Source organism: Caulobacter sp. ALps2 (assembly GCF_058681635.1).
Map to the genome: position 1 here is coordinate 2,169,606 of NZ_CM178743.1, position 22,423 is coordinate 2,192,028.

General features: G+C 67.0%; 22 protein-coding genes. 18 read left to right on the forward strand and 4 right to left on the reverse strand.

Features of this window, described 5'->3' with window-relative positions:
• Nucleotides 1-37: 37 nt before the first annotated feature.
• Entirely contained in the window at nucleotides 38-505 is a 468-nt protein-coding gene (locus ACW173_RS10365; RefSeq protein WP_492085140.1) for an Lrp/AsnC family transcriptional regulator, read from the reverse strand.
• 121 nt (nucleotides 506-626) lie between these two features.
• On the opposite strand from ACW173_RS10365, the gene ACW173_RS10370 reads away from it, so the two are divergent.
• The 5 genes from ACW173_RS10370 to ACW173_RS10390 all read left to right on the forward strand — a co-directional run bounded on the left by ACW173_RS10370 (nucleotide 627) and on the right by ACW173_RS10390 (nucleotide 6,455).
• Nucleotides 627-887 carry a DUF6356 family protein gene (locus ACW173_RS10370; RefSeq protein ID WP_492085141.1) on the forward strand — a complete coding sequence of 87 codons (261 nt, stop codon included), beginning with the start codon at nucleotides 627-629 and terminating at the stop codon, nucleotides 885-887.
• Nucleotides 884-1,885, forward strand: a complete 1,002-nt coding sequence (locus ACW173_RS10375) for a putative sulfate exporter family transporter (RefSeq protein WP_492085143.1) — start codon at nucleotides 884-886, stop codon at nucleotides 1,883-1,885. Before ACW173_RS10370 ends, ACW173_RS10375 begins: the two co-directional genes overlap by 4 nt.
• Nucleotides 1,886-1,918: 33 nt before the next feature.
• Entirely contained in the window at nucleotides 1,919-3,406 is a 1,488-nt protein-coding gene (locus ACW173_RS10380; protein WP_492085145.1) for an amino acid permease, read from the forward strand.
• Nucleotides 3,407-3,472: 66 nt separating this feature from the next.
• Complete coding sequence (locus ACW173_RS10385; RefSeq protein ID WP_492085146.1) at nucleotides 3,473-4,621, forward strand: acyl-CoA dehydrogenase family protein; 1,149 nt, start codon at nucleotides 3,473-3,475, stop codon at nucleotides 4,619-4,621.
• Between the two features lie 220 nt (nucleotides 4,622-4,841).
• The gene (locus ACW173_RS10390; protein WP_492085148.1) at nucleotides 4,842-6,455 is read left to right on the forward strand and encodes a methyl-accepting chemotaxis protein; all 1,614 of its coding nucleotides are present in this window, start codon (nucleotides 4,842-4,844) and stop codon (nucleotides 6,453-6,455) included.
• 100 nt (nucleotides 6,456-6,555) lie between these two features.
• Here ACW173_RS10390 and ACW173_RS10395 read toward each other — a convergent pair whose 3' ends face one another.
• Nucleotides 6,556-6,867 carry a hypothetical protein gene (locus tag ACW173_RS10395; RefSeq protein ID WP_066686217.1) on the reverse strand — a complete coding sequence of 104 codons (312 nt, stop codon included), beginning with the start codon at nucleotides 6,865-6,867 and terminating at the stop codon, nucleotides 6,556-6,558.
• A 297-nt stretch (nucleotides 6,868-7,164) separates the two neighbouring features.
• Here ACW173_RS10395 and ACW173_RS10400 point away from each other — a divergent pair, with 297 nt between their 5' ends.
• The 13 genes from ACW173_RS10400 to ACW173_RS10460 all read left to right on the forward strand — a co-directional run bounded on the left by ACW173_RS10400 (nucleotide 7,165) and on the right by ACW173_RS10460 (nucleotide 20,092).
• A complete protein-coding gene (locus ACW173_RS10400; protein WP_492085149.1) occupies nucleotides 7,165-9,186 on the forward strand; it encodes a methyl-accepting chemotaxis protein in 2,022 nt (673 codons plus the stop codon).
• Entirely contained in the window at nucleotides 9,186-9,473 is a 288-nt protein-coding gene (locus tag ACW173_RS10405; protein WP_492085150.1) for an STAS domain-containing protein, read from the forward strand. Before ACW173_RS10400 ends, ACW173_RS10405 begins: the two co-directional genes overlap by 1 nt.
• A complete protein-coding gene (locus tag ACW173_RS10410; RefSeq protein ID WP_099581620.1) occupies nucleotides 9,470-9,835 on the forward strand; it encodes a response regulator in 366 nt (121 codons plus the stop codon). The genes ACW173_RS10405 and ACW173_RS10410 overlap by 4 nt, the downstream gene beginning before the upstream one ends.
• Before the next feature lie 70 nt (nucleotides 9,836-9,905).
• On the forward strand, nucleotides 9,906-12,173 hold the full coding sequence (locus tag ACW173_RS10415; protein WP_492085151.1) for a chemotaxis protein CheA: 2,268 nt from the start codon (nucleotides 9,906-9,908) through the stop codon (nucleotides 12,171-12,173).
• Between the two features lie 3 nt (nucleotides 12,174-12,176).
• Entirely contained in the window at nucleotides 12,177-12,644 is a 468-nt protein-coding gene (locus ACW173_RS10420; protein ID WP_492085152.1) for a chemotaxis protein CheW, read from the forward strand.
• Nucleotides 12,644-13,522: a CheR family methyltransferase gene (locus ACW173_RS10425; RefSeq protein ID WP_492085154.1), complete on the forward strand. Its 879-nt coding sequence runs from the start codon at nucleotides 12,644-12,646 to the stop codon at nucleotides 13,520-13,522. The genes ACW173_RS10420 and ACW173_RS10425 overlap by 1 nt, the downstream gene beginning before the upstream one ends.
• A complete protein-coding gene (locus ACW173_RS10430) occupies nucleotides 13,522-14,556 on the forward strand; it encodes a protein-glutamate methylesterase/protein-glutamine glutaminase (RefSeq protein WP_492085155.1) in 1,035 nt (344 codons plus the stop codon). Before ACW173_RS10425 ends, ACW173_RS10430 begins: the two co-directional genes overlap by 1 nt.
• Nucleotides 14,557-14,559: 3 nt before the next feature.
• A complete protein-coding gene (locus ACW173_RS10435) occupies nucleotides 14,560-14,949 on the forward strand; it encodes a response regulator (RefSeq protein ID WP_454718046.1) in 390 nt (129 codons plus the stop codon).
• Nucleotides 14,949-15,509 carry a chemotaxis protein CheD gene (locus ACW173_RS10440; protein ID WP_492085156.1) on the forward strand — a complete coding sequence of 187 codons (561 nt, stop codon included), beginning with the start codon at nucleotides 14,949-14,951 and terminating at the stop codon, nucleotides 15,507-15,509. Before ACW173_RS10435 ends, ACW173_RS10440 begins: the two co-directional genes overlap by 1 nt.
• Nucleotides 15,510-15,514: 5 nt before the next feature.
• Nucleotides 15,515-15,901: a DUF8776 family protein gene (locus tag ACW173_RS10445; protein WP_492085158.1), complete on the forward strand. Its 387-nt coding sequence runs from the start codon at nucleotides 15,515-15,517 to the stop codon at nucleotides 15,899-15,901.
• Between the two features lie 6 nt (nucleotides 15,902-15,907).
• Nucleotides 15,908-16,510, forward strand: coding sequence for a response regulator (locus ACW173_RS10450; RefSeq protein ID WP_492085160.1), 603 nt, complete (start codon nucleotides 15,908-15,910; stop codon nucleotides 16,508-16,510).
• Complete coding sequence (locus ACW173_RS10455) at nucleotides 16,507-16,977, forward strand: chemotaxis protein CheE (protein ID WP_492085162.1); 471 nt, start codon at nucleotides 16,507-16,509, stop codon at nucleotides 16,975-16,977. The genes ACW173_RS10450 and ACW173_RS10455 overlap by 4 nt, the downstream gene beginning before the upstream one ends.
• Before the next feature lie 301 nt (nucleotides 16,978-17,278).
• Nucleotides 17,279-20,092: a TonB-dependent receptor gene (locus ACW173_RS10460; protein ID WP_492085163.1), complete on the forward strand. Its 2,814-nt coding sequence runs from the start codon at nucleotides 17,279-17,281 to the stop codon at nucleotides 20,090-20,092.
• A gap of 78 nt (nucleotides 20,093-20,170) precedes the next feature.
• On the opposite strand, the gene nagA is transcribed toward ACW173_RS10460, so the two are convergent.
• Together nagA and ACW173_RS10470 are read right to left on the reverse strand one after the other, a co-directional pair.
• The gene (gene nagA / locus ACW173_RS10465) at nucleotides 20,171-21,307 is read right to left on the reverse strand and encodes an N-acetylglucosamine-6-phosphate deacetylase (protein WP_492085165.1); all 1,137 of its coding nucleotides are present in this window, start codon (nucleotides 21,305-21,307) and stop codon (nucleotides 20,171-20,173) included.
• Nucleotides 21,307-22,413, reverse strand: a complete 1,107-nt coding sequence (locus tag ACW173_RS10470) for an SIS domain-containing protein (protein WP_492085166.1) — start codon at nucleotides 22,411-22,413, stop codon at nucleotides 21,307-21,309. Before ACW173_RS10470 ends, nagA begins: the two co-directional genes overlap by 1 nt.
• Nucleotides 22,414-22,423 lie beyond the last annotated feature (10 nt).

The following is a 22,423-nucleotide window of genomic DNA, read 5'->3' on the forward strand; positions in this document are numbered from 1 at the left end:
TAGTTGAACCGCGACGATGACATCCGCGCGACGGCCTTCAAGTGGGGCAGATCGGCAGGGCCGTCGTGAACTTGATCTGCTCCATCGCGAAGCTGGACGACACGTCGGTGAGCGGGGCGGTGGCGATCAGGCGCTTGTAGAAGCGGTCATAGGCGGCGATGTCGCGGACAACGACCTTGAGCAGGTAATCGACATCGCCGCTCATGCGGTAGAACTCGATCACCTCCGGCAGGGCCTTGGCGCCGGCGGCGAAGGTCTCCAGCCAAGCCTCGTCGTGGCGGCCAGTCTTCACGGCCACGAAGACGGTCAGGCCCAGATCCAGGGCCTCGCGGTCCAGCAGGGCGACGCGGGCGGTGATGACGCCGGCGTCCTGCAGGCGCTTGACCCGCTTCCAGCATGGCGTCTGGGTCAGGCCGACCCGCTCGGCCATGTCGGCGATCGCGACCGTGGCGTCCTCCTGGAGAATAGCCAGGATGCGTCGGTCCGTCTGGTCGAGATCAATCATCTCCGGAAGCCCTCGATCGAAGAATGAAATTCTCTCTACGCTTGGATCGGCGCGCGATCCAGTAATGCCTTTCTCCGAATCCTCGCCATCCTAGAGAGCCTCGGTAACCCGCGAGGCGTCCATGGACCTGTCGTTCACCCGTCACCCGAAGTCGGTCGGCGAAAGCTATGGCGAACACATGGGCGTGGCCTGGAGCTTCGGCTTCACCCTGCTGGGCGCGGGCTTGGCCTGCATCGTCCACGGCATCCTGCCGTTCGCCTTCGAGCGCACCGGCAGCCAGACCGTTCGCCGCCTGAACGAGCGCCTGTCGAGCCGCTGCGAGCGCGCCGACAAGCACTTTGCGGCCCCTACCTCGATTTCTGGGGAGACCGTCCGGGGATGACCGCCGCCGCGCTCAAGCTGAGCGCCGGCCGTCTCGGCCCCGGCCTGGTCGCCGGGGTGCTGCTGGCGGTGCTGGCCAAGCTGCTGTCCCAGAGCCTGCACGCGCCCGCGCCGCTGATCGCGGTGGCGCTGGGCATGATGCTGGGCGCGCTGGGTCTGCAGGCGCAGTTGGGCGCGGGTCTCGACGTCTTCGCCAAGCCCGGGCTTCGGCTCGGGGTCGCCATGATGGGCGCTCAGATCAGCTGGGCCGAGTTCGCCGCCCTGGGCGGTCCGGCCATCCTGGCCAGCGGCGTCGTGGTGCTGGGCGGCCTGGCCATCGGCGCGGCCGCCGGCGTGGCGCTGGGCCTGCCGTTCGCCGAGGCCCTGATCGCGGCGGCCGCCTGCTCGATCTGCGGAGCCTCCGCCGCCCTGGCCGCCGCGCAGGCCGCGCCGGCCAGTCCCGCCAACCAGCGCACGACGGCCCTGGTCATCGTCGGGGTCAACCTGCTGTCGACCGTGGCCATGCTGGCCTATCCGCCGCTGGCCCACGCGCTGGGCCTGACCGCCCACCAGGCTGGGGTGTTTTTCGGTCTCTCGATCCACGACGTCGCCCAGGTGGCCGGCGCCGGCGCTTCGGTGTCGCCGGAGGTCGCGGGCACGGCGGCGCTGGCCAAGCTGGCCCGCATCGTCTGGCTGGGCCCGGCGGTGGTGCTGATCGGCTTCCTTCTGACCCGCTCCAAGGACGGTGGCGTCGTTGCGGGTGTCAAAGCCCCGCCGCTGTTCGTACTGGGTTTCTTCGCCCTCGCCGGCGCCCGGGCGCTGAATCTGGTCCCGGCGGCGATGGTCTCGACCCTGATGACTTGCTCGAGCTTCCTGCTGCTGGCCGGCGTGGGCGCGATCTCGGCGAAGCTCGGTCCCAAGGCCCTGCTGGAGGTCAAGCCGAAGCTGGCGGTGATGCTGGGAACGGTCACTGCCGCCGTCGCCGTCCTGGCCTACGCCCTGACGAGAATTTTCTTCTAACAAACAAGCTTGGCGGGGGGCGAAACCCACTCCATGTTCCGCTCAAAGAGTGGGAGGGACCCTGTCTTGAGCTTCTGGACGCGCCGAAAGGCCATCGACACCATCACCGCGGGACACGCGGACAGCCACCAACTGAAAAAGACCCTGAGCTGGCCGCATCTGGTGGCCCTGGGCGTCGGTGCCATCGTCGGCACCGGCATCTACACCCTGACCGGCGTGGGCGCGGGCCTGGCCGGGCCGGGCGTGATCCTGTCCTTTCTGATAGCCGGCGCGGTCTGCGCCTGCGCCGCCCTTTGCTACGCCGAGCTGTCGACCATGATGCCGGCCGCGGGCAGCGCCTACACCTACAGCTACGCGGCCATGGGCGAGCCGGTCGCCTGGTTCGTCGGCTGGAGCCTGATCCTGGAATACACGCTGGTCTGCGCGGCCGTGGCCGTCGGCTGGTCGGCCCACGCTCATGACCTGTTCAAGGCCGCGGGGTTTCCGGAGTTTCTGCTGGCCGGGCCGCATGTGGAACTGGCGGGCGGCGGGCGCGGCCTGGTCAACCTGCCGGCGGTGATCATCTCGATGGCGGTAGCGGGCCTGCTGGCCCTGGGCACCCGCGAGAGCGCCACGGTCAACATGATCCTGGTGTTCGTGAAGATCATCGCCCTGGCGATCTTCGTGGCCCTGTGTCTGCCGGCCTTCGACGCCGGCCATTTCACGCCGTTCATGCCCAACGGCTTCTCGGCCCATATCCCCGAGGGCGCCGGGCCCGACGCCGCCAAGGTCGGGGTGATGGCCGCCGCCAGCCTGATCTTCTTCGCCTTCTACGGCTTCGACGCCGTGTCGACCGCCGCCGAAGAGACCAAGAACCCCAAGCGCGACCTGACCATCGGCATCGTCGGCTCGATGGCCGCCTGCACGGCCATCTACATGATCGTCGCCGCCGTCGCGATCGGGGCCTCGCGCGCCGAGGTGTTCTCCAAGAGCGAGGCGCCGCTGGTCTTCATCCTGGAGGCCCTGAACCATCCCAAGACCGCCCAGCTGGTGGCCCTGGCCGCCGTCGTCGCCCTGCCGACCGTGATCCTGGCCTTCATGTATGGCCAGAGCCGGATCTTCTTCGTCATGGCCCGCGACGGCCTGCTGCCGCGCGCCCTGTCGCGGGTGAACGCCAAGACCGGCACGCCGGTGCTGATGACCCTGCTGACCGGCGCCCTGTCGGCGGTGCTGTCGGGCTTCCTGTCGCTGAAGGACATCGCCGAGCTGGCCAATGCCGGCACCCTGGCGGCCTTCATCGCGGTCGGCGCCTCGGTGATCGTGCTGCGCCGTCGCGAGCCGAATCGTCCGCGGGTGTTCTCGACCCCGATGTGGCGGATCGTGGCCCCGGCGGGCATCCTGGGCTGCCTGTATCTGTTCTACAGCCTGCCGGCCAAGACCCAGATCTACTTCCTGCTCGCCCACATCATCGGCGCGGCGGTCTACTTCGCCTATGGCGTTCGCAAGAGCGTGCTGGCCCAAGCCGAGAAGGCCCAAGGGTAAGGCTTCCATTCTTCGAAGCCGTCGCTACAGTCCCGGTCAAAACAAGTGTTTGACCGGGAGAAGCGCATGGCCCTCGATCTGGAAACCCGCGAGCAACTGCTCGAGACGGTGGCGCGCTTCGTGGCCGAGCGCCTGCGCCCCATCGAAGCCAAGGTCGCCGAGGACGACGCCGTCCCGGCCGACGTGATCGAGGAGATGAAGGCCCTCGGCCTCTTCGGCCTCTCCATCCCCGAAGAGTATGGTGGTCTGGGCCTCGACATGGAGGAGGAGGCGCTGGTGGCCATCGAGCTGGGCCGCGCTTCGCCGGCCTTCCGCTCGGTGTTCGGCACCAATGTCGGCATCGGCAGCCAGGGCCTCGTCATGTTCGGCAATGATGCTCAGAAGGCCAAGTGGCTGGAAGGCATCGCGTCGGGCGAAACCATCACCTCCTTCGCCTTGACCGAGCCGGAGGCCGGCTCCGACAGCGCCGCGGTGCAGACCCGCGCCACGCTGGATGGCGACCACTATGTCCTGAACGGCGGCAAGCGTTTCATCACCAACGCCGGCAAGGCCTCGCTCTTCACCGTCATGGCCCGCACCAATCCCGACGTGAAGGGCGGGGGCGGGGTCTCGGCCTTCCTGGTGGAGCGCGATCTTCCTGGCCTCTCGGTCAGCAAGCCCGAGAAGAAGATGGGCCAGCAGGGCGCCCATATCCACGACGTCACCTTCGACAATGTCCGCGTGCCGGTCGAGAACCGCCTGGGCGAAGAGGGCGAGGGCTTCAAGGTCGCCATGCAGGTGCTGGATCGTGGCCGCCTGCACATCGCCGCCGTCTGCGTGGGCGTGGCCGAGCGGCTGATCGCCGACTGCGTGGCCTATGCCAGTGAGCGCAAGCAGTTCGGCCAGCCGATCGCCAGCTTCCAGCTGATCCAGGCGATGATCGCCGACAGCAAGACCGAGGCCCTGGCGGCCCGGGCGCTGGTCCTGGAAACCGCCCGCAAGCGCGACGCCGGCGTGGGCGTCACGCTGGAGGCGGCGGCGTCCAAGCTGTTCGCCTCGGAAATGGTGGGCCGGGTCGCGGACCGCGCCGTGCAGGTGTTCGGCGGCGCCGGCTATGTCGCCGACTATGGGATCGAGCGTCTGTATCGCGACGTTCGGATCTTCCGGATTTACGAGGGCACCAGCCAGATCCAGCAACTGGTCATCGCCCGGGAAACCTTGAAACGGGGCGGTTAAAAGCCGCGGCGGTATGTCGCGAGGATAGCTGTGTTGAAATGTCGCGTGGGGGGCGATTTTCGTAGTCCACGCAAAGGTTTTCAAGAAAATCGATATTCGGCCTCGTCAACTCGCCCTTTTGGTGTGTGCGTCACTGTGTCGCCCGCCGCGCGCGAATATTTAAGTTGGCGTTAAGTATGCAAGGCGAGCCTGCTCCCGCATTTCGAAACGGGGACGGGCGATGAGCCAGGATCACGCGATCAACGACCGAGTGGCGTTCATGGGTCTGGACGCCAAGGCGCGCGACGCCTTGCGTGATCTGCAGCCCGTCATCCGCGAGACCATCGGCCCGGCGCTGGACGCCTTCTACGCCAAGGTCCGCTCGACGCCGGAAACCCGCAAGTTCTTCGGCGACGAAAAGCACATGCAGGCCGCCGCGGGCCGCCAGCGGACGCACTGGGACGTGATCTCGCGCGCCGAGTTCGACGAGACCTACGTCAAGGCCGTGCGCACCATCGGCCAGACCCACGCCCGCATCGGCCTGGAGCCGCGCTGGTACATCGGCGGCTACGCGGTGGTCAGCGAGCACCTGATCCGCGCCGTGATCGCCGAGCAATGGCCCAAGGGGTTCATGGCCAGGGGCGACTCCGGCAAGGCCGGCGACGCGGTCAGCGCCCTGATCAAGGCGGTCATGCTGGACATGGACTTCGCCATCTCGATCTATCTGGAGACCATCGAGGCCGAACGGCAGCGCCTGGAAGCCACGCGCCTGGCCAGCGAGGCCAACCAGAAGGCCGTCGTCCAGGCCCTGGGCGACGCCCTGGATCGCTTGGCCCAGGGCGATCTGGTCGGTCGCCTCAACGCCGATGTGACGTCCGAATTCCAGAAGCTGAAGGACGACTTCAACAACGCCGTCGGCATCCTGGAGCAGGCGATGAGCCGGGTGTCCGAGGCCACCAACGGAATCCGGTCGGGGACTGACGAGATCGGCGTCGCCGCCGACGACCTGTCGCGTCGCACCGAGCAGCAGGCCGCCAGCCTGGAAGAGACCGCAGCCGCTCTGGACGAGATCACCTCGACCGTCCGCCGCACGGCTTCCGGCGCCAAGCAGGCCCAGGACGTTGTCGCCGGCGCCAAGGCCGAGGCCGAGCGCTCGGGCGCCGTGGTCGACCAAGCCGTCTCGGCCATGGGCGAGATCGAGACCAGCTCGCGCGAGATCGGCAACATCATCGGGGTGATCGACGAGATCGCCTTCCAGACCAACCTGCTGGCCCTCAACGCCGGCGTCGAAGCGGCTCGGGCCGGCGAGGCGGGGCGCGGCTTCGCGGTGGTCGCCCAGGAGGTCCGCGCGCTCGCCCAGCGCTCGGCCGACGCGGCCAAGGAGATCAAGGCCCTGATCGCCAACTCGACCGCCCAGGTCGATCGCGGCGTGGGGCTCGTGGGTCAGACCGGCGACGCCCTGCGCGGCATCGTCGCCAAGGTGGCCGAGATCGACGAGCTGATCGTCCAGATCTCGTCCTCGGCCCAGGAGCAGGCCCAGGGCCTCAACGAAGTGAACACGGCCGTCAACCAGATGGACCAGGTCACGCAGCAGAACGCCGCCATGGTGGAGCAGACGACGGCCGCGACCCATTCCCTCAAGGGTCAGGCCGCCGAACTGATCAAGCAAGTGGCCACTTTCCAGGTCTCAGGCCAAGTCTCGGCCGGGCGCCAGGACGATATCGTGACCAAGCCCGCGCGCGCCGCGCCGGCCGCTCGCCCCGCCGCCCATTCGCCCGTGCGTCCCGGCGCCTCGAGCCCGGGCTCGCGCGGCAATACCGCCGTGGCCATCAAAAACGATTGGGAAGAGTTCTAAAGTATAGGGCGCGACGGTGTTCGGCGGTCTCCAGACAGCAGAACGCCCTCGCCGACAGAGTCGGCGAGGGCGTTTTGTTTCCCCCGAAAGGAAGCGACGCTTACGCGCCGCCCGGGAAGCGGAACGGAACCTTCACGGTGCCGGTCTTGGCGCCCATGGGGAGCTTTTCGGCGATGCACATCGCGGCCTTGTCGAAGCCCTTGCCGGCGGCGCTGTTGTCAACGACCTTGCAGTCCGACAGCTTGCCGTCGGCGGCGTTGCACTCGAGCATCACTTGCGCGGCGTCGCGGGTGTTCGCGAACTGTTGCAGGCAACGGCCCATCTGGTCTTCGAAACCGCCAGCGGCCGAAGCGGCCTGAGCGACGAAAAAGCTGCCAGCGATTCCCGCGGCAATAGCGATCGGATATTTCATCCCGCTGCTCCTAGTAAAAGTGTCACGTCCGATGGACGATGCGCCAACCGGACGCAGGAGCCTTGTCGCAGCTTCAAGTTAAGAGATTCTGAGTCGGCGAAGAATATTGAAGGTTTACTTCTGGGTAACCATCGCTCGATCCAGGTGAGACTCTCGCGACGGGCTCTCGCCTCTATAGATTCCGCGCGCGGAGGCCTGCGACGAAACGCCCCGTTCGACACCACCTCGAACTATTATGTCGAATTGGCTTTAACCAAGTCAGAGTCTGTTAGGACTCTATGGGGATTATCCCCTCTCATGTTGGCGATCCGTGGGCACGGCGCGCCGGTTGGAGGGGACCTCGCGATGAAACGGATTCGTCTCGTCGATTTACCGTTGATTATCAAGATCGGCTTTGCGCCAGCATTCGCTTTGCTGATGCTGGCCCTGATGGCGGGTGGCGCCATCGTTGTTCAGAAGAGCCAGTCGGCCGCTCTGAAACAGGTCGTTGAAAGCGACATGCGCCAGAACATGGAGATCCAGAAGATCTCCAAGCGCATCTCGAACATCAACGGCGAGCTCTACACGGTGCTGACCCACAAGGCGGGCAACATCGATTTGGGCGGGAACGACGCCCGGATGGCGGCGATCCTGAAAGAGACTGACTCGGTGAAGAAGGACCTGGCCGCGCTCAAGGCCAAGCTCCCCGCCGCCGAACAGCCCAAGATCGCCGAGCTGATCAAGTCGCTCGAGGAATGCCGCAGCGCGATCGATACGGTCAGCGGCATGATCGGCGTCGACTTCGGCATGGCCGTCGGCTTCATCGCGCCGTTCGAGGAGCAGTACACGAAGATGACCGGTCTGCTCGACCAGGTCGTCGCCGTCGCCAACAAGCGCATCGAAACCGAGACGACCAAGCGCCAGGCGGAAGCCACGGCCGCGATGAGCATCACGATCGTCATGTCGCTGATCACCCTGGCCGCCGTCGGCGGTCTGGCCTGGTTCACGGTCATGACGACCCGCAAGTCGATCAACGACATCGCCGGCGCCACCGACAAGCTGTCGAAGGGCGACAACACCATCGACCTCGAGAAGATGACCCGCGGCGACGAGCTGGGCGCCATCGTCTCGGCCCTCAAGGTCTTCCGCGACAATCAGCTGCACCTGGACGCGCTGCGCGCCGAGCAGGAAAAGTCGGCCGCCCTCACGGCCGATGAACGCCGCGCCAAGGAAGCCGCCGCCGCCGCCGCCGCCCAGGAAGCCTCGACCGTCGTCAGCAACCTGGCCGAGGGCCTGGAAAAGCTGGCCTCGGGCGACCTGACCTTCCGCGTGACCGCCGACTTCCCCGGCGACTACCGCAAGCTGAAGGACGACTTCAACGGCGCCATGGGCTCGCTGCAGGAGACGATGAAGGTCATCGCCGCCTCGACCGACGGCCTGCGCACCGGCGCCGACGAAATCGCCCACGCTTCGGACGACCTGTCGCGCCGCACCGAACAACAGGCCGCCAGCCTGGAAGAAACCGCCGCCGCCCTGGACGAGCTGACCGCCACCGTGCGCCGCACGGCCTCGGGCGCTCGCCAAGCCTCGGACGTGGTCTCGACGACGCGTGGCGAAGCGACGCATAGCGGCCAGGTCGTTCATCAGGCAGTGTCGGCCATGGGCGAGATCGAAAACTCGTCCAAGCAGATCAGCCAGATTATCGGCGTGATCGACGAAATCGCCTTCCAGACCAACCTCCTGGCCCTGAACGCCGGCGTCGAAGCCGCGCGTGCGGGCGAAGCGGGCCGCGGCTTCGCGGTCGTCGCCCAGGAAGTTCGCGCCCTGGCTCAGCGTTCGGCCGAAGCGGCCAAGGAGATCAAGGCTCTGATCTCCAGCTCGACCCAGCAGGTCAGCCAAGGCGTCAGCCTGGTCGGCCAGACGGGCGAGGCCCTGCAACGGATCGTGGCGAAGGTCGGCGAGATCGACGCCCTGGTCACCGAAATCGCGGCTTCGGCCGCGGAACAGGCGACCGGTCTGAACGAAGTGAACACCGCCGTGAACCAGATGGATCAGGTCACGCAGCAGAACGCCGCCATGGTCGAGCAGTCGACCGCCGCGACGCACTCGCTGAAGGGTGAGACCGGCGAGCTGGTCCGCCTGATGGCCCGCTTCCAAGTGGGTAACGGCGCTTCGAACTACGCCCGCCCGGCCATGGCCGACGCGACGCAGCACGCTCCGGCGCGCAACCCGGTGGCCGAGCAACAGGCTCGCCTGAACACCTTCGCCCGCCCGGGCCGGAGCAGTGGTTCGGCGGCGGTCGCCCAGGCCCCCGTCACGGAAGGTTGGGAGGAATTCTGATGGCCGCTGCGATCGCGCTGCCTGAAACCCTGGATCTCAAGGCCGCGGCCCCTCTGAAGGCCGCCCTCCTGGAGCGTCGCGGCGCGGCGATCACCGTGGAAGCCGATCAGGTCCGTCGCCTCGGCGGTCTGTGCCTGCAGGTTCTGCTGGCCGCCCGCAAGGCCTGGGACCGGGACGGTCAGTCCTTCTCAATCAAGGGGCCTTCCGAGGCCTTCGTTGAAACCACCCGTCTTTTCGGCGCCGAAGGGGCGCTCCTCTCGGCGGAATTCCAAGGAGCTGAATCGTGACGCGTACGGTTCTCACGGTCGATGATTCCCGCACCATGAGGGACATGCTGCGCATGGCCTTGGTCGGCGCCGGGTTCAATGTGGTCGAGGCTGTCGACGGCGAACACGGTCTGGAGGTTCTCTCCGCCCATCGCCCCGACATCATCATCACCGACATCAACATGCCCAAGCTGGACGGCTTCGGCTTCATCGAGGCGGTGCGGGTCGACGACGACTATCGCGCCATCCCGATCCTGGTGCTGACCACGGAAAGCGACCCGGCCAAGAAGCAGCGGGCTCGCGAAGCCGGCGCGACGGGCTGGATCGTCAAGCCGTTCAACCCGGAAAAGCTGGTCGACGCCATCCGGCGCGTCGCCGCCTGATCCAGGCCAAGACTTCAGTACCCCGTTTTTTGAGTACCCGTTGCTAGACGCGAATTAGGACGTACGGGATATGGACGAGCTAGAGGCCATCAAGGTCACCTTCTTCCAGGAATGCGAGGAGCTTCTCGCCGACCTCGAGGGCGGTCTCCTGGCTATGGAAGAAGGGGCCGGCGACCTGGAAACGGTCAACGCCGTGTTCCGCGCCGTCCACTCGATCAAGGGGGGCGCCGGCGCCTTTGGTCTGGAACCGCTGGTGCGTTTCGCCCACGTGTTCGAGACCCTGCTGGACGCCGTGCGCTCGGGCGCCGTGCCCAACACGGTCGAGCTGGCCGCCGTCCTGCTGCGCGCCTCGGACATCCTGGCCGACCACGTCAGCGCCGCTCGCGGCCTGGGCGATGTCGACATGGGAGCCTCGGCCGCCATGGCCGCCGAGCTGGAAACCTGGACCGACCCCAACGCCGCCCCCGCCGCCGCCGCGCACGCTCCGGTCGTCGAGGATGTCGCCGCCGCCCCCGTCAGCATCCCCGCCGTCGTTGACGATGCGATGGACGACGACGACCTCGGCTTCGTGTTCGTGCCCCAGACCATTTCGGTCGAGGCGCAGGCCGCCGACGCCGACGTGATCCAGTCCAACGTCTGGACGGTGTCGATCCGTCCGAAGTCGGACCTGTATCGCAAGGCCAACGAGACGGCGCTGCTGCTGCGTGAGCTGAACCGCCTGGGTCCGATCAAGGCGACCCTGGACGATCGCGCCCTGCCGGCCCTGGAAGACCTGGACCCGGAAGCCGCCTTCGTCACCTGGAGCGTCCGCCTGGAAACCGACGAGGACGAGGCCGCGATCCGCGAGGTCTTCGAATTTGTCGACGGCGATTGCGACCTGGAAATCACCCGCGGCGAAGGCGGCGTCGATGACGCCATGGCCGCGCTGCTGACCATCGCCGAAACGCCGGCCGTGGACGCCGTCGAGTCCGCCCCGGCCCCCGAGCCGATCGAAATTCCCGCCCCAGCGCTGGTCGCCGAGGTCGCTCCCGCGCCCGCGCCGGTCGTCGAGGCCGCCAAGCCCGCCGCCGCTCCGGCCGCCGCCGCGCCGAAGGCCACCCAGGTCGAAGTCCCGGGTCCCGGCCAGTCGGTCATCCGCGTCGATCCCGAGCGCATCGATCGCCTGATCGACCTGGTCGGCGAACTGGTCATCAACCAGGCCATGCTGGCGCAGCGCGTCGGCGAGTATGGCATCGCCCCGTCCTCGAACCTGGCCATGGGTCTGGATGAGCTGGAACAGCTCACCCGCGAGATCCAGGACAGCGTCATGGCCATCCGCGCCCAGCCGGTGAAGTCGGTGTTCCAGCGCATGCCGCGCCTGGTCCGCGAAGTCGCCAACATGACGGGCAAGCAGGCCCGCCTGGTGATGGACGGCGAGAACACCGAAGTCGACAAGACGGTCATCGAGCGTCTGTCCGACCCGATCACCCACATGCTGCGCAACGCCATCGACCACGGGCTGGAAAGCCCCGATGAGCGCAAGGCGGCCGGCAAGAATCCCGAAGGCGTCGTGCGCCTGGCCGCGCTGCACCGCAGCGGCCGGATCGTCATCGAGGTCTCGGACGACGGCAAGGGCATCAACCGCGAGCGGGTCTTCTCGATCGCGGTCAAGAAGGGCCTGATCGCGCCCGACCTGACGCTGACCGACGAAGAGATCGACAACCTGATCTTCCTCCCGGGCTTCTCGACCGCCGACAAGATCTCGGACGTGTCGGGCCGCGGCGTCGGCATGGACGTGGTCAAGCGCTCGGTCCAGGCCCTGGGCGGCCGCATCTCGATCACCTCGCGGCCCGGTCTGGGCTCGACCTTCACGCTCAGCCTGCCGCTGACCCTGGCCGTCCTGGACGGCATGGTGGTCGACGTCGCCGGCGAGACCCTGGTCGTGCCGCTGGCCGCCATCGTCGAAAGCCTGCGTCCGAAGCCGGAAGAAGTTCGTCCGCTGGGCCCGGTCGGCTCGGTGCTGGCCGTCCGCGACAGTTTCGTGCCGCTGATCGACGTCGGCCAGGCCCTGGGTTATCGCGCTCACTCGCCCCACCCGACCGACGGCGTCGTGCTGCTGGTCGAAGGCGAGGACGGCTCGCGCGCCGCCCTGGTGGCCGACGCCATCCACGGTCAGCGCCAGGTCGTGATCAAGTCCCTGGAACAGAACTACCAGCAGGTCGAGGGCGTCGCCGCCGCGACCATCCTGGGCGACGGCCGCGTCGCGCTGATCCTCGACGTGGACGCCACGATCGCCATGCGCCGCCGCGAAGGTGGCGCGCCTCGCCCCACCGAACCCACCCTCATCGCCGCGGAGTAAGTCATGACAGACCATGCCACCGCCACAGGGATAGACCGCCGGGAACTGATCTCCTTCCGCGTAGGGGACCAAGAATACTGCGTGGACATCATGGCCGTCCGCGAGATCCGCGGCTGGAGCCCGGCCACGGTGCTCCCGCAATCGCCCGGCTTCATGCGCGGCGTCATCAATCTGCGCGGCGCGGTCCTGCCGATCATGGATCTGGCCTGCCGCCTGGGCATGCCGGTGATCGAGCCCACCGTCCGTAGCGTCTTCATCGTGGTCAAGGCGGGCGACCGCACCGTCGGCCTGCTGGTCGACGCGGTGTCGGACATCCTGTCGATCAATGACGACATGGTGCAACCGACGCCGGACATGGCCTGCGACACCGTCCGCAACTTCGTGCGCGGCATCGTCTCGATCGAAGGCCGCATGATCAGCGAGATCTCGCTGGACCGCATCCTTCCCGAACGCGAGGCCATGGCAGCCTGATGACGATCGCCCCAGCCTCAACCGAACGCCGTGAAGCCCTCGTCGATGGCGAGTTCGCGTTCACGACCGCCGACTTCAAACGTATCGCCGCGCTGCTGTACGACCTGGCGGGCATCAGCCTGCCCGACAGCAAGGCGACGCTGGTCTATTCGCGCTTGGCCAAGCGCCTGCGCACCCTGGGCCTGCGCTCGTTCACCGAATACTGCGCCTTCGTCTCGAGCGACAAAGGTCATGACGAGAGCCAGGAGATGCTCCGGGCTCTGACGACCAACGTCACGCGCTTCTTCCGCGAGCCGCATCACTTCGACGATCTGCGCGCCAACGTCCTGGAGCCGGTCGCCGACAAGGTGCGCGCCGGGGGCCGCCTGCGCCTGTGGTCGGCCGCCAGCTCGTCGGGCCAGGAACCCTATTCGATGGCCTTCACGGTGCTGTCGGTTTGGCCGAACGCGGCCGATCTGGACATCCGCATCCTGGGCACGGACATCGACACCAACGTGCTCGCCACCGGCCGCGCCGCCTCGTACGACGAGAGCCTGCTGGAAGGTATCCCGGCCGCCGCGCGCAACCAGTACTTCGAGCGCGACCCTTCGGATCGTCGCGCGTTCCGGGTCTGCGAAGCGGCCCGCAGCCTGGTCGCGTTCCGGGAACTAAATCTCAACGGTCCGTCCTGGCCTATGAAGGGTCCGTTCGACGCCATCTTCTGCCGGAATGTCGTGATCTATTTCGATGAACCCACTCAGGAACGCGTTTGGAGCCGGTTCGCCCCGCTCATCGCGCCGGGCGGCCGCCTGTACGTCGGCCATTCCGAGCGCGTCGGGGCTTCGGTGACCGCGTTCGAAAGCTGCGGCCTGACCGCGTACCGGAAGGTCGGTCGCTGATGCCGAAGATTCGCGTTCTTGTCGTCGACGACTCCGCCACGATGCGGAGCCTGATCACGGCGGCCCTCAATCGTGACCCGGATATCGAGGTGGTCGGCGGCGCCGGCGACCCGTTCGAGGCGCGGGGCATGATCAAGGCCCTCAATCCCGACGTCGTCACCCTCGACATCGAGATGCCGAACATGAACGGCATCGAGTTCCTCGAGAAGATCATGCGCCTGCGGCCGATGCCGGTGGTCATGGTCTCGACCCTGACCCAGGCCGGCGCCGAGATGACGCTGCGGGCGCTTGAACTGGGCGCGGTGGATTGCGTGGGCAAGCCCGCCGACGCCACCGGCACCCAGGAAGCCCTGGCCGAGATCGTCGCCAAGGTGAAGATCGCGGCCCGGGCCTCGGTCCGCACCAACGCCGGCGCCGCGCCGACGGCCGCGCCGACGCGCCGCAAGGACTTCATGCCCTCGGGCGATATCGTGGCGATCGGTTCGTCGACCGGCGGGGTGGAAGCCCTGCTGTCGATCCTGACCCTGTTCCCCGAGACCTGCCCGCCGACGGTCATCACCCAGCACATGCCGGCCACCTTCACCGCCAGCTTCGCCGCGCGCCTGGATCGCGCCAGCGGAGCCAAGGTGCAGGAAGCCACGGACGGCGCCCTGCTGGAGCCCGGCAAGGTCTATGTCGCCCCCGGCGGCGCCACGCACCTGGAGGTCGTCCGCTCGGCCGGCCTGCGTTGCCGCCTGGTGCAGGGCGACCCCGTCAGCGGCCACCGCCCGTCGGTGGACGTGCTGTTCAATTCGGTGGCCAACGCCGTCGGCGACAAGGCGGTCGGGGTGATCCTGACCGGCATGGGCCGCGACGGCGCCCAGGGCCTTCTGGCCATGCGTAAAGCCGGCGCCAAGACGCTGGGCCAGGACGAGGCCTCGTGCGTCGTCTACGGCATGCCGCGATCCGCTTTCGAACTTGGCGCTGTGGAAAAGCAGGTCTCCCTGTCCCACATGGGCCAATCCATTCTCGATCTGGCCTCCGCGAGGCGATGAACCATGCCGCAAGCTAGCTCCATCTCCGTACTCGTGGTCGACGACCAGCTCACAATGCGGGCCTTGATCCGCAATGCGTTGCAGCAGATCGGCTTCAAGGACATCCGCGAGGCGCCCGATGGCGAGGAGGCTCTCAAGAACCTCCTGGCCAAGCCGGCCAACCTCGTCATCTCGGACTTCAACATGCCGAAGATGGATGGCCTGGCGCTGTTGCGAGCGGTCCGCTCGCACCCGCCGATCCGTCAGACCGCCTTCGTCATGCTGACGGGCCGCGCCGACCGTGAACTGGTCCAGCGCGCCGTGCAGTTCGGCGTCAACAACTACTGCGTCAAGCCCTTCACCGTTCAGGGCCTGCGCGAGAAGATCGAACAGGTCTTCGGAGCGTTGACCTGATGCAGCTTTCCCATAACGACGACCCGGAACGGGCGATCAAGGTTCACGTGACCCAGGGCGAAAGCCATGTGACGACCGATCCGCAGGTGGTGATGACCACCGTGCTCGGCTCGTGCATCGCCGCCTGTATTCGCGACCCGCAGGCCGGCGTCGGCGGCATGAACCACTTCCTGCTGCCGGAAGGCGACGGGCGTGGGGGCGGCGACGCCGTCCGCTACGGCGCCTACGCCATGGAACTGCTGATCAACGACCTGCTGAAGCGCGGCGCCCGCCGCGAGCGGATGGAAGCCAAGATCTTCGGCGGCGCGAAGCTGTTCGACGGACTGTCTGACGTCGGCGCCAGCAACTCCGCTTTCGCCGAACGTTTCCTGCGCGACGAAGGCATCCCGATCGTCTCGTCCAGCACCGGAGGGGTCTCGGCCCGTCGCGTCGAGTTCTGGCCGACCTCGGGCCGGGTGCGCCAGCGCCTGGTGGCCGTGGACAACGCGCCGCAGGACGTCCGTCGTCCTACGCCCGCCCCGATGCCCGCCGCCTCCAGCGGCGACGTGGATCTGTTCTGACGCCCATGACCGCTTCACCGCTGCCGTTGACGCCGATCGCCCCGACCGAGGATCACCTCCCGGTTCAGGAGCTGTCGCGTCGCCTGGCGGCGGAGCTGGCCTCGGCCGCCGCCATCTGCCGCGACTGCGAGCATTTGGCCGGCGACCTGGCCAAGGAAGGCGGCGCGACGATCGAGAACCTCTCGCGCCTGCAGGCCCTGGACGAGCTCAGCCAGCGGCTGCATGGCCTGTCCGAGGTGCTCGAGCGCGTCAGTCAGAACGCCTCCGGCGATTGGAACATGTCGATCACGCCGGTCCTGAACGGCCTGGGCCTGTCCGACATGGCCATGCGCCTCCGCGCCGAGGAGCTGGTCGGCGACCGCGCCGAAGCCGGCGAACTGGATTTCTTCTAGGGGCCGATGCCGGAAGTTCTTCTCCCCTCGGCACGGATCAATCTCGAACGAGCCACGGTGCTCGTACTGGACGACAACGGCACCTCGCTGGACATTTTGTCGCAGGTCGTCTCCGGCTTCGGGGTCAAGCAGCTGTTTCGGGCCGAAACCGTCGCCGACGCTCAGGTGCTGATCCGAACCAAGACCTTCGACCTGATCATCAGCGATGTGCAGATGCCCGTCACCGACGGTATCGAGTTCATCGAGTGGCTGCGCCGCGAGGGCGGCGAGACCAATCGTTATATCCCGGTGATCCTGGTCACCGGCCACACCCGCACCTCGCAGATCTTCAAGCTGCGCGACGCGGGCTCGAACTATGTGGTGGCCAAGCCGATCACGCCGAAGGTGCTGTTGGAGCGTATCTTCTGGGTGGCGCGCGAGGAGCGGGCCTTCATTGAATGTGATACGTTCATCGGGCCCGACAGACGCTTCAAGCATGAGGGGCCGCCGCCGGGGACGGATGGACGGCGGAAGGATGACCTCCCGGCCGAGGTGGGCGATGCGCAGACGCCCAACATGTCGGATGACGAAATCGCCAACCTGATGCGCCCAGCCAAGGTGCAGATATGACCGTCCGCAAGTTCCGCCCCCCTAACCGCCTGGCGGCCATGATCAGGGACAAGGGGGGGATCCTGGCCAAGGATGCCGTCGCCGCCGCCGAGGCGGGGGTCGAAACGCTGCGCGAAGCCTCGATGGCCGCGCTGGACGAGGCCCTGGACGAGATCGAAAACCGGTTCGGCAAGGGCGCGCCCGATCGGGATGGCGAGAGTTTCGAGGCGCTGTACCTGCTGTCCTCCAAGGTCATCGACGTCAGCATGTTCGTCACCGACGCGGCGATAGACAAGGCGGCGATGTCGCTGTGCGGCCTCGCCGACAGCTGCGGAACGGCCGGCGCGTGGCGCTGGGACGCGGTGGACGTGCACCTGAACGCGTTGAAGCTGTTGCGGGCCGTGGGCGCCGAGCTGCCGGTCGAGCAACGCGACGCCATGCTGATGGGGCTCTACCAGGTCAGCCACTACAAGCCCGAAGAGGGCTGAGTAAGCGCGGCGGCGTCCCTGGCCGCGGATGTGACAGAACGCCACTATGTGTCGAAATCGCAACGGGGCTACAAGTCTGTAGCTTTGTGACCGCTTTGCGCCCTTGTCGGCCGTCGCGGGCTTTGTTAGCACTCTGATACCGGTGTCAAAAACCATAGTTCGGTTCTGACACCGGTGGCAAAAACGAAGATCAATAAGGCCGGAGCCGGTCTCGTGGGAAGGACGCGAGACCGAGACGAAGGCCGAAGGCGGCGGTTACGTCGCCTCGCAACGACCAATGGTCGACACGGGAGGAGGTTCTATGTCCAAGAATACCAAGGGGAGCGTGCGCGCTCTGCAATACGGCGTGTCCGGCGGTGCTCTGGCCCTGGCGATGGTTTTCGCCGGCGCCGCCGCCGCGCAGACCGCCGATGCACAAGTCCCGGCTTCGGCTCCGGCCGTCGATGAAGTCGAGGCCATCGTGGTCACCGGCTTCCGTAAGTCACTGGATGCGGCGCTCAGCGCCAAGCGCAGCTCGGTCTCCTCGGTCGACGTCATCGTCGCCGAAGACATCGCCAAGTTCCCCGATCAGAATCTCGCCGAGTCGCTGCAACGCGTTCCTGGTATCTCGATCGTTCGCGACGGCGGCGAAGGCCGCGCTATCACCGTGCGCGGCTTGGGTTCGCGCTTCACCCGCGTGCGGGTTAACGGCATGGAAGCGGTCGCCACCACTTCGGACGGCGCCAGCGCCAACCGCGAGCGCGGCTTCGACTTCAATGTCTTCGCTTCGGAGTTGTTCAGCTCCCTGGTCGTCCACAAGACCGCCGAGGCTTCGCTCGACGAGGGTTCTCTGGGCGCGGTCGTCGACCTGAACACCGGCAATCCGCTGGCCGGCAAGGACGGCTTCACGCTCGCCCTTAGCGCCCAAGGCCAATATAATAGCCTGAGCAAGGATCTCGGTCCGCGCCTGGCCGGCCTGGTCAACTACCGTCATCCGAGCGGCGTGTGGGGCGCGTCGATCTCGGCCGCCTATTCCCAGCAGGAACAGGTTGAGTCCACCAACAACACCGTGCGCTGGTCACAGGCCCGCTTCAACCGCGTGGGCTCGACCAACTGTTTCACCACGCAAAATAGCGGCGGCTCCTACGTTCCGAGCGCGGCCTGTAACGAAGTGGCGCTGGCCTTCCACCCCCGTATTCCGCGCTACGGTCAGGTCACCCACGATCGTGAGCGTTTGGGACTGACCGGCAGCTTCCAATATGCGCCGACCGACCGCACCAAGTTGTCGGTCGATGGCCTGTATTCGAAGTACAGCGCCATCCGCAACGAGAAGTGGGCCGAGGTCCTGTTCCGCTCCAACGAGCGTTCGATCAGCGTCCGTGACTACACGCTGGATAGCAACAACAACCTGATCAAAGGCACATTCGACAACGCCTGGGTGCGGCTGGAACACTATGAGCGCAAGCTGGACACCACCTTCTACCAACTTGGCGCCAACCTGACCCACGAGTTCTCGGACAAGTTCAAGATCCAGGGCTTGGCCGGCTTCTCGAAGTCGGACGCCGACATCCCGTATGAGACGACGATCATCTTCGACGACCGGGACGCCACCGGTTACCGCTATGACTACACCGACATGAAGAAGCCGGTGCTGGCGTTCGGCACCAGCATCAGCGAGCCGACGAACTTCCAGTTCGCCGAATTCCGCGATCGTCCGTCGAACAACACCAACAAGTTCAAAACCTTTGGCCTGAACGGCGACTGGGCGATGAACGACTCGATCACGCTGAAGGGCGGCGCGTCCTTCCGTCAGTTCGACCTCAACCTGCGCGAGGGCGCTCGCGACTCGACCTATTGCGCCGCCTTCACCTGCGCGGCGGGGACCTATGGCGCGCCGGTCACCTCGGCGCTGACCACGAACTTCACCTTGAGCGGCGCTGAGGCTCCGAGCGGCACGACGACCAGCTGGGCGGCTCCGAACCTCGATGCCGCGACCGCTCTGATCAATCTTTACAATCGCCCTCTGATCCAGCAGGCCGGCAATACCCGCGCGGTGACCGAGAAGGACACCGGCGCCTACGTCCAACTGGACGTGAAGAGCCAGATCGGCGACCTCGACTATGCGCTGAACGCCGGCGTGCGGTACGTGAAGACCGAGCAGTCCTCGACCGGCATCAACAGTGGTCAGACCGTTACCGTGGATCGCTCCTATAAGGACTGGTTGCCGGCGGCCAACTTTGTTCTCTATCCGATGGAGAAGGTCATCTTCCGCGTCTCGGCGGCCAAGGTCATGACGCGTCCGAACCTGGGCTCCCTGACCCCCGGCGGTTCGGTGGACGGCTTCAACTACCGTGTCACCTCGGGCAACCCCCAGCTGAAGCCCTATCGCGCCAAGGCCTACGACGCGTCGGTCGAGTGGTACTTCGCCCGCGAGTCGATCTTCTCGATCGCGCTCTTCAAGAAGGATATCGCCAGCTTCCCGCTCAGCAGCTCGATTCAAGGGACCTATGCGTCCACCGGCCTGCCGACCTCGCTGATCCTGGCCAGCTCGCCGGCGGCAGCGGATCCCGAAGGGCGGCCGTGGACCATCGGCACCACGATCGACGGCGAAGGCGCGTCCCTGAAGGGCGTCGAATTCGCGGTCCAGGGGCCGTTCAGCTTCCTGCCGGGGTTCTGGTCGAACTTCGGCGGTATCGCCAACCTGACGCTGGTCGACTCCAACGTCGACTATAGGGTCAACGGCGCGGCGACCGCGGCCCCGACCGCGACGGGCAACTTCCCGATCCTGGTTGCTCGTAACGAAAGCTCGTCGCTGTTCGATCTGTCCAAGCGCGCTGTGAACGCCACCCTCTACTACGAGGCCGACAAGTTCAGCGCCCGGGCCTCGATCGCCTATCGCAGCGGCTACATCGACGCCGCCAGCGACACCGGCAACGTGTTCGAGGGTTACAACAGCTCGATCAATGTCGATGCTTCGATGCGTTATCGTCTGAACGACAACTTCGAGGTTTCGCTGGAAGGCGTGAACCTGACGGACGAGTACCGCGACCGCTTCACCGACCTCGCGGCCGACCGGAACTACGAATACAACCACTTCGGCCGGACCATCATGTTTGGCGTCCGCTACAAGATGTAGTCGCGCCGCGATGCATGAACGGGAAGGGCCGCCGGGTGACCGGCGGCCCTTTTCATTGGGGGATGGCCGACGGCCGGGTTAGTCGGCGACCCCGTCGATCCAGGTCCGTCGCACCGAAAGATCGTCGTTCAGCAGGCACAGATCCGCCGCGTGGCCGGGCGCGATCCGTCCGCGCTGACCGTCCAGTCCCAGGAACGCGGCGGGCGCGGCCGAGGCCATCATCACCGCGTCTTCCAGGCTGACGCCCAGCATCCGGACGGTGTTGCGCACGGCTCCGGCCATGTCGAGGTCCGAGCCCGCCAGGGTGCCGTCGTCGCCGACGCAGACGCCGTCGCGGACGACGATCTCGCGGCCCTGCAGGCTGAAGCGCTTGTCGGTCATGCCCACGGTGGGCATGGCGTCCGTGACCAGCATGAAGCGGTCCAGCGGTCGCGTGCGCAGGGCCAGTTTCAAGGTCACCGGATCGACGTGGCGCCCGTCGACGATCAGGCCGCACCAGGCGGTCAGGCTTTCCAGCGCCGCGCCGACGGCGCCGGGCTCGCGGCTGGTCAGGGGCGACATGGCGTTGAACAGGTGGGTGAAGCCGGTCAGGCCATGGTCCAGCGCCTGGCGCATGGTCGCGTAAAGGGCGTTGGTGTGGCCGGCGGCCACGTGCACGCCCGCGTCGGCCAGCCGCTGGATCATCTCCGGCGTGGTGCGTTCGGGGGCCAGGGTCACCAGGGTCTTGCCGACCTTCAGCGACGCGAGCAGCGCCAGCGCCTCCTCGTCGATGACCCGGAACTTGCCCTCGTCGTGGATGCCCTTGCGCTTGGGATTGAGGAACGGGCCCTCGATGTGGACGCCCAATACGCCGGGCACGCCCTGTTCGATGGCCCGCTCGGTGGCCCGCATGGCCTGGTCGACGACGGAGAGGTCGTCGCTGATCAGGGTCGGCAAGAAGCCTGTCGTGCCATAGGCCCGATGCGCCGCGCCGATGGCGGCTATGGCCTCGGGCGTGGGCGCGTCGTTGAACAGCACCCCGCCGCCGCCATTGACCTGGGTGTCGATATAGCCGGGGACCAGCAGGCCGCCGTTCAGGTCGTGGCGCTCGGCGTCGGCCGGGGCCTCGGACGCGGCGACGACGGCGGCGATCTTGCCGTCTCGCACCAGCACGGCCTTGCCGGATTCGACACCGGTCGCCGTCAGGACACGGCCATTGACGAGAGCAGCCAGCATCAGACGGTTTCGGTGACCTTGTTGAGGTGGGGCGGGTTGTCGGGATCATAGCCGCGCGCGACCGATAGGGCGTTGGCCATGCGGTAGAAGCTCTGGATCATCAGGATCGGCTCCAGCACCGGATGGGCCGGGACCGTCGGCAGCACGCCGTCGCCCGTCTCTCCCATTTTCGTCCCATTGGGAGCCGCGATCAGGACCGTGGCGCCCCGCGCGCGCAGGCCCTTGGCCATGTCGTCGACGCTGGCGCGGCTCTCGTCGTTCTGGGCGAAGACCAGGGCCGGGAAGCCGTCCTTCACCAACGCCATGGGTCCATGGAGTACCTCGGCGGCGCTGAAGGCCTCGGCGTGCAGGCCGCAGGTCTCCTTGAACTTCAGGGCCGCTTCCAGCGCCACGGCGAAGCCGACGCCACGACCCAGGACGTAGAGGTTGCGGGCCGGCTTCAGGCTCTCGACGGCCGAGCTCCAGTCCAACGCCCAGGCCCGCTCCAGAGCCTTGGGCAGCGCCGACAAGGCCTTGGTGAGATCTTCGTCTTCCGTCCAGGCGGCGATCAGCTGGGTGATGGCGACGAGCGCGGCGATGTAGGACTTGGTGGCCGCCACCGACAGCTCGGGCCCGGCATGCAGCGGGATCACCTCGTCGGCCAGCTGGGCCAGGGGCGAGTCCTCGACATTGACCAGGGCCACGGCATAGGCGCCGGCGGCCTTGGCCGCCTTCACCGCCGCCAGCAGGTCCGGGCTCTTGCCCGACTGCGAGATGGCGAGGACCAGCGCGCCTTCCAGGTTGGGCGAGGCGTCATAGACCGAGCTGACCGACAGGCCGGCCGACGAGGTCAGGACGCCCGCCTTGGTCTCGATCAGGTAACGGGCGAAGGTGGCGGCGTGGTCGCTGCTGCCCCGGGCGCAGGTCACCACCACGCGCGGCGGATTGGCCCGTAGGCGTTCGGCCAGGGCTTCGATCTTGCGGGCGTTGGCCGTCAGCTGCGTCGCCGCGACCGACGCGGCCTCGCCGGCTTCGAGGAACATCCGGGTCGACTCGGGCGCCAGGCTTTGGGGCGACAGCCGCGTCTGCGCGGGGGTCTCGGGACGGGTCAAGGCGGGCGCCTCCAAGCTCTACTCC